Annotated in this window: 17 protein-coding genes; 8 read left to right on the plus strand and 9 right to left on the minus strand. The window is 38.2% G+C overall.

Going from position 1 to position 15,602, the window contains the following annotated elements; all coding sequences use genetic code 11:
* Nucleotides 1-44 precede the first annotated feature (44 nt).
* Nucleotides 45-524 carry a hypothetical protein gene (locus FZ940_RS01825; RefSeq protein WP_148821275.1) on the plus strand — a complete coding sequence of 160 codons (480 nt, stop codon included), beginning with the start codon at nucleotides 45-47 and terminating at the stop codon, nucleotides 522-524.
* On the opposite strand, the gene FZ940_RS01830 is transcribed toward FZ940_RS01825, so the two are convergent.
* From FZ940_RS01830 to gltX, 3 genes are read right to left on the minus strand one after another with little or no spacing between them, the layout of a single operon-like run.
* Entirely contained in the window at nucleotides 445-2,082 is a 1,638-nt protein-coding gene (locus tag FZ940_RS01830; RefSeq protein ID WP_148821276.1) for a lytic transglycosylase domain-containing protein, read from the minus strand. The two genes, FZ940_RS01825 and FZ940_RS01830, sit on opposite strands and share 80 nt — an antisense overlap.
* Entirely contained in the window at nucleotides 2,060-2,353 is a 294-nt protein-coding gene (locus FZ940_RS01835) for a YggT family protein (protein WP_148821277.1), read from the minus strand. Before FZ940_RS01835 ends, FZ940_RS01830 begins: the two co-directional genes overlap by 23 nt.
* 8 nt (nucleotides 2,354-2,361) lie before the next feature.
* Nucleotides 2,362-3,657, minus strand: a complete 1,296-nt coding sequence (gene gltX / locus FZ940_RS01840; RefSeq protein ID WP_148821278.1) for a glutamate--tRNA ligase — start codon at nucleotides 3,655-3,657, stop codon at nucleotides 2,362-2,364.
* Nucleotides 3,658-3,802: 145 nt separating this feature from the next.
* Here gltX and mscL point away from each other — a divergent pair, with 145 nt between their 5' ends.
* From mscL to FZ940_RS01870, 6 genes are all read left to right on the plus strand, one after another.
* A complete protein-coding gene (mscL, locus tag FZ940_RS01845; protein WP_103583782.1) occupies nucleotides 3,803-4,207 on the plus strand; it encodes a large-conductance mechanosensitive channel protein MscL in 405 nt (134 codons plus the stop codon).
* 102 nt (nucleotides 4,208-4,309) lie between these two features.
* Nucleotides 4,310-4,948: a Crp/Fnr family transcriptional regulator gene (locus FZ940_RS01850; RefSeq protein ID WP_084108542.1), complete on the plus strand. Its 639-nt coding sequence runs from the start codon at nucleotides 4,310-4,312 to the stop codon at nucleotides 4,946-4,948.
* Between the two features lie 120 nt (nucleotides 4,949-5,068).
* Nucleotides 5,069-5,641 (plus strand): cytochrome c3 family protein, encoded by a 573-nt coding sequence (locus FZ940_RS01855; RefSeq protein ID WP_107690896.1) that lies wholly within the window; start codon nucleotides 5,069-5,071, stop codon nucleotides 5,639-5,641.
* A gap of 9 nt (nucleotides 5,642-5,650) precedes the next feature.
* On the plus strand, nucleotides 5,651-7,018 hold the full coding sequence (locus FZ940_RS01860; protein ID WP_103597355.1) for a multiheme c-type cytochrome: 1,368 nt from the start codon (nucleotides 5,651-5,653) through the stop codon (nucleotides 7,016-7,018).
* Between the two features lie 219 nt (nucleotides 7,019-7,237).
* The gene (locus tag FZ940_RS01865; RefSeq protein WP_103597356.1) at nucleotides 7,238-8,350 is read left to right on the plus strand and encodes a metallophosphoesterase; all 1,113 of its coding nucleotides are present in this window, start codon (nucleotides 7,238-7,240) and stop codon (nucleotides 8,348-8,350) included.
* 1 nt (nucleotide 8,351) lies between these two features.
* Entirely contained in the window at nucleotides 8,352-9,146 is a 795-nt protein-coding gene (locus tag FZ940_RS01870) for a phosphatidylserine decarboxylase (protein ID WP_148821279.1), read from the plus strand.
* A gap of 469 nt (nucleotides 9,147-9,615) precedes the next feature.
* On the opposite strand, the gene ychF is transcribed toward FZ940_RS01870, so the two are convergent.
* Genes ychF through rpiB form a run of 6 tightly spaced genes read right to left on the minus strand, consistent with a single transcriptional unit; the run spans nucleotide 9,616 to nucleotide 14,099 of the window.
* On the minus strand, nucleotides 9,616-10,719 hold the full coding sequence (gene ychF, locus FZ940_RS01875) for a redox-regulated ATPase YchF (protein WP_148821280.1): 1,104 nt from the start codon (nucleotides 10,717-10,719) through the stop codon (nucleotides 9,616-9,618).
* A complete protein-coding gene (locus FZ940_RS01880) occupies nucleotides 10,719-12,170 on the minus strand; it encodes a leucyl aminopeptidase (protein WP_148821281.1) in 1,452 nt (483 codons plus the stop codon). Before FZ940_RS01880 ends, ychF begins: the two co-directional genes overlap by 1 nt.
* Nucleotides 12,151-12,756: a DedA family protein gene (locus tag FZ940_RS01885; protein ID WP_054196332.1), complete on the minus strand. Its 606-nt coding sequence runs from the start codon at nucleotides 12,754-12,756 to the stop codon at nucleotides 12,151-12,153. The genes FZ940_RS01880 and FZ940_RS01885 overlap by 20 nt, the downstream gene beginning before the upstream one ends.
* A gap of 1 nt (nucleotide 12,757) precedes the next feature.
* On the minus strand, nucleotides 12,758-13,306 hold the full coding sequence (gene apt / locus FZ940_RS01890; RefSeq protein ID WP_148821282.1) for an adenine phosphoribosyltransferase: 549 nt from the start codon (nucleotides 13,304-13,306) through the stop codon (nucleotides 12,758-12,760).
* Nucleotides 13,307-13,326: 20 nt separating this feature from the next.
* The gene (locus FZ940_RS01895) at nucleotides 13,327-13,659 is read right to left on the minus strand and encodes a hypothetical protein (RefSeq protein ID WP_002939538.1); all 333 of its coding nucleotides are present in this window, start codon (nucleotides 13,657-13,659) and stop codon (nucleotides 13,327-13,329) included.
* Complete coding sequence (gene rpiB / locus FZ940_RS01900; protein WP_148821283.1) at nucleotides 13,656-14,099, minus strand: ribose 5-phosphate isomerase B; 444 nt, start codon at nucleotides 14,097-14,099, stop codon at nucleotides 13,656-13,658. The genes FZ940_RS01895 and rpiB overlap by 4 nt, the downstream gene beginning before the upstream one ends.
* 109 nt (nucleotides 14,100-14,208) lie before the next feature.
* Between rpiB and FZ940_RS01905 the strand changes: the two genes are divergently transcribed.
* Nucleotides 14,209-15,594 (plus strand): DUF4139 domain-containing protein, encoded by a 1,386-nt coding sequence (locus tag FZ940_RS01905; RefSeq protein WP_148821284.1) that lies wholly within the window; start codon nucleotides 14,209-14,211, stop codon nucleotides 15,592-15,594.
* Nucleotides 15,595-15,602 lie beyond the last annotated feature (8 nt).

Raw genomic sequence — 15,602 nt, forward strand, 5'->3', positions numbered from 1 at the left:
AAAATGCTAAAATGCGAGAAAATTTAATATTTTAAGAGTTTTTTATGAGAAAATTTACACTATTTTTTATATTTATTTTGATGATATTTGGTTGCGCCGATCAAAAAGTGATCGTGCATGAGCCACTAAAAAATGAGCTTTTAGCCTACACAAGCAAGAGCGAGATCATCGATGGCACCGATAGAACGCTCATAGTTGGCACCTATTTAAATCCAATATATAACTCAAATTTAGACGAGAGCAAAGAGCACTTTTTAGTAGCCATAAACCCAAAAGAACATGCGCAAAATTTGAGCAATATAAAGGTAAATGGCGACTCAAATGCCACAAATGCAAGGCTGCTTGATGAAAGTGACGAGATGCTTAAATTTGCTGGATTTTCTATGTCTTGGGCGGTCTATTACGAAGTGACCGCACCAAGTAAGCAAAGTGACGATCTCGCGCTTAGTTTCGAAATTTATCAGTCAAAGCCGGTTTTGTTAAATTTTCGAAAAGTTGCGAAATCTTTATACTGGAACCATTAAGCGCCATATAGATCACGTAGTTTGCAAGCACCTTCTTGCCGTAGTTTCTAGTCTCAGCCACTGGGACTAGTTCGATCGATAAAAACGGCTCAAATTTCCCCTCTTTAAACATATCATCTCTAGTGATGACTTTTTTGGTAAAACCGATACCGCCGTTATACGCGTAGGCTGTAAAGAGCGGATGGTAAAGAAATTTATCAAGGTAGTTTAGGTGGTGATTTGCAAATTTAAATGCAACATCAGTTTTGAAAAGATCGTCTTGGTCAAAATTTGGAATTTTTAGCTCTTTTTTGCCGATCGCATTTGCAAGAAATGGCATAAACTGCATCATACCAAGAGCGTAAGAGGTAGAAACGACGCTTGGGATAAAGAGACTCTCTTGTCTAGCCAGAGCGTAGATCATCGATTTTCTCTCGTTGCTGATACCCTCAAGCTCAGGAGAGCTTGGCATTAAGAAGTATTGCTTTTCCCAGCCATGCGCCTTTTGCATGAAGTATGCATAGGCGCCAATGCTTTCGTTTGTATAAAATTTCTTCGCAAATTCGCTTGCTTGCGTGGCGTTCATATCCTTTGCAAGGGCAGCGGTTTTGTTCCATAAAAATGGATCGCTTACATCAAAATTTTCGATATTTTGCTTGCTAGGCCTTGGCACGATCACTTCAAGTGGCTCGCCGCCGACCAAATCTCTTGCGAAAAGTGAGTAGATATTTGCATCTTTGCTAGCACTTAGCTCTTTTAAAAAGCTCTCATCGCCGCTTAGCTCATATTGCCAAAATGTGGCATTGTCCCTTTGCCAAGCCCTATCAAAGGTGCTTTTAGCTCTTGTGAAAAAACTAAATGCAACGTCATTTTGACCAAGCAAGATGGCGTTTAGCCCAAGTGTAAATGCGTCGCCTTTTTCGGTGATAGCTGGATCTATGCTAAGTAAATTTCTTCTAAAGCTTTCATATTTTTTATTAAATACGATATCGTTTAATAAATTTGTAAAGCCCTTTTGCATGTAGAGCTTATTCATAAAATTTGCTTCAAAGCTGTCGCTAAAAAGAGCACTTTTGCTTTGCGGACTTGAAGCATTAAAAAGCTCTAAAAAGCTCTTTGTATCGTTTGTATTTGCAAAGCTAAGAGCTGGGTTTGGCTCATTTAAAGTGCGTAAAATCCTAGCTTTTTCTGGATTTGTATTTGTAAGATTTGCCGCTAAAATTTCACGAGTTTTGCTATCTAGTTTTAGAGAAAAGCTCATCGTTGTTAGTAAATTTTGGCAAGCCAAGCTAGCACTTGTGATGTTGTTTGCGCTTATGCCAGGACACTTGCTAGGGACTGCTTTGGGAGGTAAAATTTTATTGATTGATTTTTGAACTAAGCCACTTTTTCTAAAAACGTCGCGTGAAAGCTCAGCTATCTGCTCCTTTGTGTAGCTGCCTTCGTTTATAAGGCGGTTTATGTAGTAGTCTTTTGCAAGGCTTTTTGGCTCGTTTTTTAGCTCCTCGTAGGTGTAAATTTTAGCTAAAAGAGCAACGCAGGCTAAAGAGAGGATACTAAAGTGACGCAGCAAAAACAAATAAAAGCCTTATTAAAAATTGATCTATGAGTTGAAGTGCTAAAAGCACAATGAGTGGGGCAAAGTCGATACCGTTAAATTCTGTTTTGATGTAGCGTCTGATGAAGCTATAAACAGGATCAGTCAGCCTATAAAGTAGCTGCACGACTGGCGAGCTAGGATCAGGCTTGACCCAGCTAATCAGAGCTGCTGCGATGATAACCCAAGTATAGACCGTGATAATAAGGTGCAAAATGTTTGCGACCGCTGAAAATAGGGTGGAAAGTATCATTTTTGCTCCTAGATTAAAATTTTGCCTAGATCATCTTTGATGAGCGGATAGAGCTCGCTTAGCTCAGGGCCATGAAGGTCGTTTGTAAGCAGCGCACGTAGCGGCATGAAAAAGTTTTTACCTTTTAAATTTGTAGCGCTCATAAGCTCTTTTTTAAACTCATCAAAGCTCTCGCACGGTTTTAAATTACGAGCTGCTTTTTTGATGATCTCAAATTCGTTTTTGTACTCATCTGGAGCTATTTTTGGTGAATATATAGCTTCTACTTTTGCCTTTATCTCAGGTACTAGGGAGCTTTCTTGTGTGTAAAATTTAACTAGCTCAACCTTGCTCTCATCCACGCCAAAGATCTCTTTTATACGCTCTTTTGAGGCAAGCTTGATGTGCTCTCTATTTATCTGCTCAAGTTTTTTCACGTCAAATCTAGCAGGTGAGCGTGAAATTTTGGTTATATCAAACCACTTTACTGCATCTTCTATCGTAAAAATTTCAGTTGGAGTTTTGTTGCCAAGAAGTATCAGATAGTTTGCGATCGCCTCTGGTAAAAATCCCTGCTCAAAGAGCCATTTTACGCTTGATTCGTTCTCGCGCTTGCTCATTTTTTTACCTTCAATATTTAAAAGGATAGGCAAATGCGCGTAATTCATCTTGCCGGTGTAGCCAAGACCCTCGCGTATGAGGTCTTGCTTTGGTGTATTGCTCACGTGGTCCTCGCCACGTATGACAAAGGTCACGCCCTCAAGCATATCATCGACTGCGCAGGCGAAGTTGTAAGTTGGTGTTTTGTCTGCTCTCATGATGACAAAGCTATCAACAGCGTCTGGCTCGAAGCTTAGCTCGCCCTTGATCGTATCTGTAAAGCTCATAGTGCGTGTTGGCTTTTTCATGCGGATGACAAATGGCTTCTCGCAGTTTAAAACTTCAGCGTCGCTTAGTCTCTCGCAGGTGCCGTCATATCTATATGCCACGCCTTGCTCTTTTGCTTTTTGTTTTTTTGCTTCGAGCTCTTCTTCGGTGCAAAAGCAAGCAAATGCCTTTTTATCGATGAGAAGCTTTGATGCAAGCTGTCTGTGGAATTTTAAATTTTCACTTTGGATGTAAATTTGCTTTGGTTTTATGCCAAATTTGCTCAAAATTTCTAAGATATCTTTCTCTTTTCCCTCGATATTTCGCTCTTTGTCAGTATCTTCTATGCGTAAAATAAAGCCACTTTTATCTTGCAAAGAACAAATATAATTAAAAATAGCGGCACGTAAATTTCCTATGTGCATATCTCCTGTTGGAGAGGGTGCAAAACGATACATAAGCTCATTCCTTACGTTAAATTTTGAGTTTGGATTATAACACCAGCTTGATAAATTTAAAGTTATGTAATTTGATTTTTTTAGCCGAAGCAAAGCATTTCTTGAATAAAATCCGAACAAAAATTTAACATTTTTAGGAGAAACAATGAGTTTTATAAGCGAATTTAAAGAATTTGCGATGCGCGGAAATGTCATAGATATGGCTGTTGGTGTTGTTATAGGTGGCGCGTTTGGAAAGATCGTTTCATCACTAGTTGGCGATGTTATCATGCCAGTTGTTGGCGTTTTAACTGGCGGTGTAAATTTCACTGATCTTAAACTTACATTAAAAGAAGCAGTAGATGGCGTACCTGCTGTTACGATAAATTATGGCTCATTTATACAGACAATGGTTGATTTTTTAATAATCGCATTTTGTATTTTCTGCGTCATCAAAGCTTTAAATACACTTAAAAATAAATTACCAAAAGAAGAGCCAGCTCCAGTAGAGCCTGAAACTCCAGCCGACATTGCACTTTTAACTGAGATTAGAGATCTACTTAAAAAATAATTTCATACAATTCAAAGGGAAAATTCCCTTTGAAAATCTATTAAAATTTATCTTATTTTTATATGCTAAAATGTTTTTTATTTTAAAAAGGCAAGTAAAAATATGATAGAAAAAATCCCGTTTTTTCAAGGCTTAAACGAAGAAGATTTAGCCAAACTTGAAGCCATAAGTGTCGTAAAAAAGTATAAAAAGGGTGAATTTTTATTTATAGAAGGCGAGGAGCCAAAATGGTTAATATTTTTAATAAGCGGCTCTGTTAAGCTTTATAAAACCACGGCAAACGGAAAAGAAATTTTTATTCATCAGTTAGCTCCTATGAATTTTGTAGCTGAAGTCGTAAATTTTGAAAATATTGTCTACCCAGCTAGTGCCATTTTTACCATATCTGGCGAGGTGTTAAAGATAAATTATGAAAAATTTGCAGCAGAATTTTTAATAAAACCAGAAATTTGTATGAAATTTTTAAAGTCGATGTCTGAAAAAATAAGGATCACAACAAATCTACTTCATCAAGAGTTAATTTTAAGCTCAGAAGAAAAAGTGGCTAGGTTTATTTTAGATCATGAAGATTTATTTAATGAGCTAAAACATACTAAAATTTCATCAATACTTAACATGACGCCGGAAACTTTTTCGAGAATTTTAAATAAATTTAAAACAAATGGTTTGGTTAAACTTGACGAAAAGAACCAAATTTTGGAAAAAGATGTAGGTGGACTGCAAGAAATTTATTCTTATTGAAAGTTAATATCAAATAAATATTTTTATTTACTTAAAGAAAAAATTTATATATCTTTTGATAGTATTCACTTAAAATTTTCGTAAAAATTTACGATATATTGATAAATTCAGGAGGAAGTTTTGGCTGAAGTTAAGAAGAGATTTTTTGTTTGGTCATCTGTGATAATAGGCATCGTAATCGGCCTTATCGCTTCTATGGGCATAGCTGATGCACTTCATGCGACTGGTAGTGGCTACATCTGTACCATTTGTCACACGATGGATCCTATGAATGCTGCATATCATGAAGATGTACACGGCGGCAATAACAAGCTTGGCATAAAAGCTGAATGTTCAGCCTGTCACCTAAATCATACAAGTGCCTATACCTATGTACTTACAAAACTTAAAGTATCGATAAACGATGGTTATAAGACATTTTTTACAGATACTGACAAGATCGACTGGCGAAAAAAACGTGAGCATGCATCTCATTTCGTCTATGATAGTGGATGTTTGACTTGTCACTCAAATTTAAAAAATGTTATTCAAGCTGGTAAATCATTCTTGCCACATAGAGATTATTTCGTTCTTGGAAATCCTAATAAAAAATCATGTGTTGACTGCCACGAACACGTTGGTCACAAGAATTTAGGACTACAAATCGATAAATTTGAAGCAATTAAAAAACAAGAAAACAATAAAACCAAGTAAGGAGGAGAGATGTTTAAAAAGTCGCTAATGTTATTAGCCTGTCTAATGTCTTTTGGCTTTGCCGCAAACATGGATGCAAATAAATCTGACGCTTTAAACCTTAATGTTGTAAAAAACATTAAAGTTGCTCACAAGATGTCAGACTTATCAAAAAGCTGTGTTGAGTGCCACGCTAAAGAGACACCCGGCATAGTTGCCGATTGGAAAAATAGTCGCCACGCTCACGTTGGCGTAAGTTGTATGGATTGCCACTCTGTAAATGCAGATAATCCTATGGCTTCAGTTAAGGTGCATCCAAAAGATTCTAACAACCATGTTTCAATGCTAGTTAGCCCAAAAACTTGTGCTAAGTGCCACGAAAACGAAGTTGATGAACTAGTAAAGAGCGGTCACGCAAGAGCTGCTATGCAAATGTATGCTAACCCTGCGATGGTAAAACTAATGTATCACTATGAAGGTATGGATCATCCAGAATACAAAATGGCTCCAGACGCTACTGGTTGTACACAGTGCCACGGAACCGTCATCAAACTAGACGCTGATCACAAACCTACAAAAGAGACTTGGCCAAACTATGGTATAGGCAATGTTTATCCAGATGGTGGCGTAGGTAACTGTAAATCATGTCACAGCGCGCACACATTTAGCGTAGCTGAAGCTAGAAAACCAGCTGCTTGTGCATCTTGCCACCTTGGACCTGATCACCCAGATATTGAGATCTTTAACAACTCAATGCACGGACATATCTATAATAGCGAAGCTCACAAATGGAATTTTGATGCTGCTCCTGATACATGGGATGTACCAGACTTTAGAGCTCCAACTTGTGCAGCTTGCCACATGAGTGGTGTTGGTGAAACAACAACAACTCACAATGTTTCAAGAAGACTAAAATGGAACCTATGGGGCGTCAGCAGTAAGCTAAGAACAGCTGGTGATGAACAAGCTGCTGTTGTTTACGAAAAAACTGGCAAACTAACCATAGGAACGCCACTTGCAGGTCATCCAAATGGACCAGAAGCAGCAAGAGCTGAGATGAAGCTAGTTTGTAAAGCTTGCCATACATCAACTCATACAGATAACTTCTTCATTATGGGTGATAAGCAAGTAGAGCTTTATAATGTTTACAATGCTGAAGCAACTAAGATGCTTGAAGAGTTGAAAGCTAAAAACTTACTACTTGCAGATGCTTGGGAAGATGAATTCCAAGATATCTACTATCATATGTGGCACCACGAAGGTCGTCGTATGAGACAAGGCGCTCTAATGGGTGGTCCTGACTACTCACACTGGCATGGTGTATTCGAAGTTAAGAACGACATTAGAAAACTTCGCAAAATCTATAAAGAAAGAATTGAATCTGGCAAAGTCCAGTAATCTTTTTTAAGGTGGGAGTTTTCCCACCTTTTTATTTTTAAATTCCAAATTTTATCTTTTAGTTATTATCCTAAAGCAAATACCTTTTAATAATTATTTTTATAAATTTAAATTATAAAATCATACGGTTTAGCACTACAAATTGTTCTAAATAATTAATAAAATTTATAATGTAAATTTAAAAATATAAAATATAATCTTTGTTTTCAAGGAGATATTTTGGGACTTTTTCGGATCATTATTGGGGCATTTATCTTTAGTGTTTTTACAAATTTATACTCATATAAACGTTTTATAAAAAAGGTATCTTTTTTTACTCCACATCTTAAAAAAATTCGCATATTCTTCTACATTATTAGTGTGCTTGAGTTTGTATTTGTTCTTCAACTAAGATTTTCTTTTTTAAATATAGAGCTATATTTGATAGCAGGAACTCTCATTGGTTTTTCTTTATTTTTATTTGGTGTTAGTTTGTTTTATGATATTGTTAGATCCGTTTGCTCAAAAGCGCGTTTTAATCCCACAAGACGAAAATTTATTAAATTTTGCTTTGATGTGACATTTGTCATTTTTTTAGTTGCTTGCTTTTTGAAAGGAATTTTTAATGCACTTACTCCGCCAAAGATCAGACAGATTAGTATAAAAATAAAAAATTTACAAAGTGATCTAAAAATAGCTATGATAACCGATGTGCACATTGGCGAGTTTTTGCAGAAGGATTTTGTGGCTGAGCTTGTAAAAGAGATAAATTTAGCTAGACCAGATCTGGTGGTGATAGTTGGCGACTTGGTTGATATGAGAGCTGAACTTATAGGTGATTTTTTAGATCCATTAAAAAATCTTAAAAGCACCTACGGCACCTTTTATGTCCCTGGCAATCACGAATACTACCACGGAGTTGATGGGATACTAGAAAAAATTCGCGCTCTTGACATTAGGATACTTGGCAATAAAAATGAAAAAATAGCTGGCATAAATTTAGCTGGGGTCTATGATCTAGCTGGCATAAGATTTAAAAATTTAGAGCCAAATTTAGACGAAGCGCTAGCAGGATGTGACCCAAATTTGCCGACCATCCTACTCTCTCATCAGCCAAAATTTATAAAAACTATGCAAAAAGATGTCGATCTAGTCCTTTGCGGCCACACGCATGCTGGACAAATTTTCCCTTTTAGTATCCTAGTTTTGCTGGATCAGGGTTTTTTACATGGGCTTTATAAGATTAATGATAAAATGCAAGCTTATGTTAGTAGCGGCGCAGGATTTTGGGGGCCTCCAGTTAGGATCTTTGCTCCAAGTGAGATCGCTATTTTAAATTTAAGCAAGGAATAAAATGAACAAGGACAATCTCTTCTCTCAAATTTTTGGTAAAGTTGCAAAATTAAATTTTTTCAAACCGCTTCAAGAGCTTATCAACTCCTTTTATGTAAAGTTATTTAAGATCGATATGAGCGAGTTTAAGCCAGCAAGTGAGTATAAAAATTTAAACGAACTTTTTACCAGAGAGCTTTTGAAGCCAAGAGAATTTGACGAAGCAGATGAGATATTTATAAGTCCTGTTGATGGTACCTGCCTTAGTTTTGGTACCACGAAAGAGCTAGAAGCTTTTAGCATAAAAGGCATGAACTACGGTGTGAAGGAGCTTTTGGGGCAGGGCGAGCTTGATGGCGAGTTTGACTTTGCCAACATCTATCTTAGCCCAAAAGACTATCATCACTATCATGCACCTTGCGATATTACGATAAAAAAAGCGGTCTATATCCCAGGTAAGCTTTACAGTGTGGCGGTAAAATGGCTTGGCAAGATCGATAGCCTTTATACCAAAAACGAGCGTGTGGCACTACTTTGTGAGATGAAAAATAGCAAAAAACTTTGGCTAGTTTTTGTGGGTGCGCTAAACGTTGGTAAGATGAAATTTTGCTTTGATGAGCGCATCCAAACAAATGCGATGGCAAATTTTACACAAATTTACGAGTATGAAAATTTACATATCAAAAAGGGCGAGCGCCTTGGGAATTTCGAGCTTGGCTCAACTATCGTGATACTTAGTGAAAAAGATGCGATCGAATATAATCTCTTTGAAAACAAAGAGCTTAAATTCGCTGAGACCATTGGAATAATAAAATAAATATGCTAGACATATAAGTAAAATTTTTATACCTTATTCGTGGCCGGTTTCCTATTTGCTCAGACTTTGGTGGTTTTTCATATATTCATTGTAATAGCTTAAAACAGTGTCATGTTTTTTATAGTCACAAACTCATAGTTTTCAAAATTTATTATAGGTATGAAAGTTTGTAAAATATAATGAGTGTATTATTTTAAAATTTACTAAATAGTCAATATCGTCAACCTCTGCAATCAAGCTATTATCTTCACTTATAAAACCTATATTGATTGATGTCACAGAGCTGATGGTATTTACATCATTGCTTGTATAGAGAAGCTTATGTATCAATAAAGATATTAATAATACGATATGACTTAGTATATTTTTAAAAGAATTTTTATCAACTATAATAAGGAAGTTTTAATTTACCTTATGTAGCCCAAGGATTAAATATTTTTTGACTATTTAGCCCAAAAGAGGGCTAAATTTAAACATTAAACCTAAAGTGCATAACATCGCCATCTTGTACGATGTAGTCTTTGCCCTCAAGTCTCATTTTGCCAGCCTCTTTGGCTCCGTTTTCACCGCCATGTGCGATGTAATCCTCGTAGCCTATTACTTCAGCTCTAATAAAGCCCCTCTCAAAGTCGTTGTGAATGACGCTTGCTGCTTTCGGCGCTTTCCAGCCATTTGTGATCGTCCAAGCTCTAACTTCCACGACGCCAGCAGTGAAATAGCTTATCAAATTTAGCTTTGCAAAAGACGTTCTTATGATCTTTTCAAGACCGCTTTCGCTCGTGCCAAGAGAGGCTAAAAACTCGTGAGCCTCCTCGTCGCTTAGACCTATTAGCTCCTCTTCGACTTTTGCGCAAAGCTTGATCACCTCGTGGTCTGAGGCTTTTGCGTACTCTCTTAGTGCTTTTACAAATTTATTATCTTCGCTAAGCCCTTCTTCATCAACGTTTGCACCATAAACTACCTCTTTGGCGCTTAAAAGCCTTAGCTCTTTGTTGAGCGCTAAAAACGCCTCACTATCTCTTTGCTCAAAGCTACTTGCGCTTTTACCTTCATTTAGGTGAGCCAAAAGTAAATTTGCTATCTCAAGCACTTCTTTTGCGCCTTTTGCGTTTGCTTTCGCCTCTCTTGTGAGCTTTTCTATCTTTTTGTTTAGCTGCTCGATGTCGGCTAGTATCAGTTCGGTTTGAATGATCTCGATGTCTCTTACCGGATCGACACTGCCCTCGACGTGAGTAATATTTTCATCTTCAAAGCAGCGAACGATGTGTAAGATAAGCTCGGTTTCTCTGATGTTTGATAAAAATTTATTGCCAAGCCCCTCGCCTGAGCTTGCACCCTTTACAAGACCTGCGATATCGACAAATTCGATGGTTGAATACTGAATTTTATTTGGACTTACTATTTTTGCAAGCTCATTTAGGCGCTTATCAGGCACTGGCACAATGGCTTTGTTTGGCTCGATCGTACAAAATGGATAGTTCGCACTCTCGGCATTTTGCGCCTTTGTAAGTGCGTTAAACGTCGTTGATTTACCCACATTTGGTAGGCCTACGATTCCAACTGAAAGTCCCATCAATTCTCCTTACTAAGTGCTTGTAGAAAGTATAAATTCATCCTAACGCCCGCTCCACTCGCGCCTGCTTGGTTGTATCCCCAAGCCTTTTCACGGTATGCTGGACCTGCGATATCAAGGTGTAGCCACTTATCTTTATACTCATCTTTGATAAATTTAGCTAGAAACATGCCAGCTGTGATCGCGCCGCCATATCTGCTTGAGGCACAGTTGCTAACGTCTGCGATCTGGCTTTTGATAAGCTCGCTAAGATAAGGATTAAAATCAAGCGTAGTCGCTAGTTCGCCGCTATCTTTTATCTTGTTTTTAAACTCGCTTTTTAGACTCTCGCTGTTGCCCATGATGCCAGTCGTGTACTCGCCAAGTCCCACGACGCAAGCGCCAGTTAGGGTTGCCATGTCGATTAGGATGTCTGGCTTAAAGTCTTGTGCGTAGCTTAGGCAATCAGCCAAGACCAAACGTCCCTCTGCGTCGGTATTTCTAACCTCTATGCTAATGCCACTTCTTGAGATTAGCACGTCATCAGGCTTATAAGCGTTGCCTCCGATCATATTTTCAGTGGCGCCTAAAATGGCGTGAATTTCAAATGGTAAATTTAACTCCGCTGCACCTTTTATGATACCAAGAGCTGCTGCTGCACCGCTTTTGTCTGACTTCATAGTGAGCATATAATCAGCCGGCTTCAGGCTAAGTCCGCCGCTATCGTATGTTAGACCTTTGCCGACAAAAATGATGCATTTTTTAGATTTTTTAGGCTTGTAGGTTAGGTGGATAAGCCTTGGTTTATGCACGCTTGCGCGATTTACCGCTAAAAATGCGTTCATATTCTCTTTTGCTAGAAATTTCTCATCATAGACCTCGCACTTTATGCTTGCGATGTTTTTGGCTAAATTTTGCGCATCCTCGGCCATCTTTTGTGGTGTATAAATTTCTGGGATTTCATTTACGATATCTTTTGCAAAATTTGTAGCATTTGCTATTACCTCTGCCTCTTTAAAGCTCTCATTTGCTACCTTTAGATCGACCTTTTTGCCAGCAAATTCTTCAGTAGAAAAGATGATCTCTTTTAGGGTGTATCTCTCTTTTTTCTCTTTATATTTATTAAATTCATAGCTTCCAAGCAAAAAGCCCTCAGCTAGCGCCTCAAAGCTTAGTTTTTGACACTCTGCTACGTAAGAAGCTAGCTTTATGCTCTTAATATTTAGTAATTTTAGTGCGTTATAAGCTTTAGCAGCAGCAAGTCTAAGTTCATCAAGATCAAGCTTAGAAAGTGGCACGTAAGCCCTTTTTACCTCGCTTAGGACAAGGACGCTCTCGCCTTTATAATTGTTAAATTTAATAGCCTCTTTATCGCCTATAAATTTATGTTTTAAGTCCTTATCAACTACGAAAATTAGTTCAATATCAGCTTTTATGTCTTTTAATTTTTTATCAACTATTTGAAACTGCATGTCTTCTGTCTCTCCTTTCGTTTAAAATTTTATTTTCGATGCGCTTAAATGCATAGATCAAAAGCCCCATAAATATAGCAACCACTGGGATAGCGACGTACCAGTGCTCTTTTGCTTCTTGCAAAAGCACAAGTATATGCTCGCCAAGTATCCAAGCAGGTATGGTGGTGATCGCCGCCCAGCACCAAGCGCTGATCAAATTTATAAAGGCGTATTTTTTAGCGTCATAGCCAGTAAGTCCTATGCAAAGCGGGATGATGACACGAAAGCCATACATATAGCGTTGCAAAAAGATGATCGGCCAGCCGTATTTTTTCAGCATTATGTGCGCCACTGCAAATTTTCTCCGCTGCGTGTGAAGCCTTTTTGCGATGTATTTTTTATTGTAACGGCCAAGATAGAAATAAATTTGATCTCCCACAAAGCCTCCAAGTCCAGCCACAAAGATAGCAAGTGCGATGTGCATATGTGTGGTGTGAGCGAGAATTCCAGCCATTATTAAGGCCATCTCGCCCTCCATGATACACCAGACAAAAAGTATGATGTAGCCGTACTCTTTAAGCAGTTCTATAAAAAACTCTTCCATTCTAAACCTCTAAAACGCTGTAAATTTTAGTAAGCGACTTTAGCTTTTCGCTACCTTTTAGATCGACTAGATCTATGAGAAAGCACGCCTCTACGCAGGTTGCGTTAGTTTGATTGATAAGCTCAACTGAAGCCTTCGCAGTGCCTCCAGTGGCTATGAGATCGTCCATCAAAAGCACTCTAGCGTCTGCTTTTTCTCCAAAAGCATCGATGTGAATTTGCACTTCATCGACGCCGTATTCTAGGCTATATTTTTGAGAAAGCGTGATAAAAGGTAGTTTTTTTGGCTTGCGAATAGGCACAAAAGGCAGCCTTAGTCTTGCTGCAAGTGCCGCGCCAAAGATAAAGCCTCGTGACTCGATACCAGCGATGTAGTCGATATTTGCATCCTCATATCTAGCCACCAAATGATCTATCAAAAAGTTAAATGCCTCTTTGTTATTTAGTAGTGTCGTGATGTCGCGAAAAACTATGCCAGGCTTTGGAAAATCGTTTATGCAGCGAATAGAGTTTAGTAAAAATTCTTTGCCTTTTTGATCTAAAATTTTCATAAATTTCCTTAAATTTGAGGTTATAGTAGCGCTTCGATCTTGCCTTCAAGCTCACGAATGCGCTGTCTTAGCTTATCGTTTTCTAGGCGGTACTGGGAATTTCTTGTGCGAAGTGAGGTCACGTCGTTTTTAGTTTTGTTTAGCTCGTCTGTTAAGATGTCGATGTTGCCGAGGCTTCGTTGAAGTTGGATCTGAAATTTTCTTATGACGACCTCGGTGTCTTGGAGGTTATTTTTCATAAAATCTTTTGTCGCACGCTCTTTTTTAAGAAGCGTTTTAAAGTAAAAAACCATGACGGTTAGGTAGATCGCAGCACAAACAAGAGCAGTAAAAACGATCCACTCGCCTATCATTTGGCTTCCTTAAGCTCTATTTTTTTGATTCTTCTTTCATGTCTGCCGCCTGCAAACTCTGTCTTTAAAAATGTTTCAAGTGCTGCTGTAGCCACGCCAGCTCCAATAACCCTTGCTCCAAAAGCGATAACGTTTGCGTCGTTGTGCTCTCTTGCAAGTCTAGCGGTAAATTCGTCGTGGCAAAGAGCGCACCTTACGTTTTCGTGCCTGTTTGCAGCTATTGATATGCCTATGCCCGTGCCACAAACTAGCACGCCGTAGCAGTTAGGCTCAAGCTTGCTCACTAGCAAATGCGCATAATCAGGGTAATCAACGCTATTTTTATCGTTTGTGCCAAGATCAACCACTTCGTATCCAAGCCCTTTAATAGCCTCTTTAAGCTCGTTTTTTAGCTCAAAACCAGCGTGATCGCTAGCTAAGAAAACTTTGTCTATCTTCATGAAAAGTCCGTTAAATTTTTTGTTGATTATAGTCAAAGTTGCATTAAAATAAAATTTTACTCTCAGCCAAAATGAAGCTATAATTTACCAAAAATTTAAAGGAGAAAATGTGAAAAAAGCGCTCTTTTTAGTGGCCTCTACGCTAGCCTTCGCAAATGAAAATCTAATAGAGATCTACACAGATCAAACCATCATCACTCAAAAATTTAGTGACGCAAATAGCTCTTTTAGCGCCTTTGTGCCAGAAGGTGTGCAGAGTGAGAGCATCACGATAAATGGGGATTGTGACGCGAATGCTTATCTAAAAAAGATCAGCGAAGAAAATAGCCAAAGTTACATAAAATGGAAGCAAGAAGTTGCAAATTTAAATAACAAGCTTGAGGCGCTAAATGCAAGAGGTAGGTTTATAGAGCAAGCTTTGATAGGAGAAAATAAAAGTAACGATGTGACAAAAAGAGCTGATGAGTTTTATAAATTTAGCCTAGAAAATATCGAGAAAATTTCAGCTGCTAAAAGTGAGCTTGAAGCGCTTAAAGAAAATGAGCCAAAGAGCGAGATGGCTGGATTTTTGCAACTTGATATGAAATTTGCTTGCGACCCAAAAGAGGCGACGCTTTCATACATGGATGATGAGGCGCCAAAGACGCTAAATGAAATTTATGCAGACACAAAAAACAAAAATATCTTGATAAAACAAGAAATTTTGCTTACCAACCCATTTGCAAGTGAAGTTAAAAATTTAAAGCTCGCCATCTATCCGACCAGATATCAAAAGGCGCTTACTCCAAGCAAGTTTTACCCTTGGTACGAGGAGAGCGAGGCGGAGGCTGATGGTTACGGCGCTTCGAAAAATATGCTAAGAGCCGCGAAAGTCGCCGCTGAGGTCGCTGATATGCGTGTGCAAAGAGATGAGAATGAGTTTGCCAAAATTTGGAAGATAGATGGGATAAATTTAGCGAAAGGCGAGAGTAAATATATAACTTACGACATGCAAAAAATGGATGCAAATTTTAGCGTTTTTGCTGATTTTTACGGCTCGCTAAAGGCATATAACGTAGCTAGCTTTAAGCTAAATGACGATCTAACGCCAGCTAAAACGCAGTTTTACGTTAATGGCGTGAGTGTTGGCAGTCCTAGCGAATTTAAACTAAAGGCAAAAGATGAGCCAGTGCAGCTCTTTTTAGGACAAAACGAGCTAATAGAGCTTAAAAAAGAGCGCTTAAATAAATTTAAAAAGAGTTCGTTTCTTGGTAAAGAGCGCATAAGCGAAGAGGGCTATGAGATAAGTGTCAAAAATAACTCAAGTAAAAGCGTCGATGTCACTTTGGTTGATCGCGTGCCAGTGTCTGCCGATGAGGCGGTAAAGGTCGAGATAAAGGGCTTTGATAAGAAAGATATCAGCAAAGATGGCAAGGTGGAGCTTAAATTTAGGCTTGCACCAAAAGAAGAATTTAAAAAAGAGTACTCTTATAAGATCATAAAGCCAAAAATTTAGAGCAAATT

The sequence above is a fragment of the Campylobacter concisus genome (genome assembly GCF_902460415.1).
GTDB classification, from domain to species: Bacteria; Campylobacterota; Campylobacteria; order Campylobacterales; family Campylobacteraceae; genus Campylobacter_A; species Campylobacter_A concisus_Y.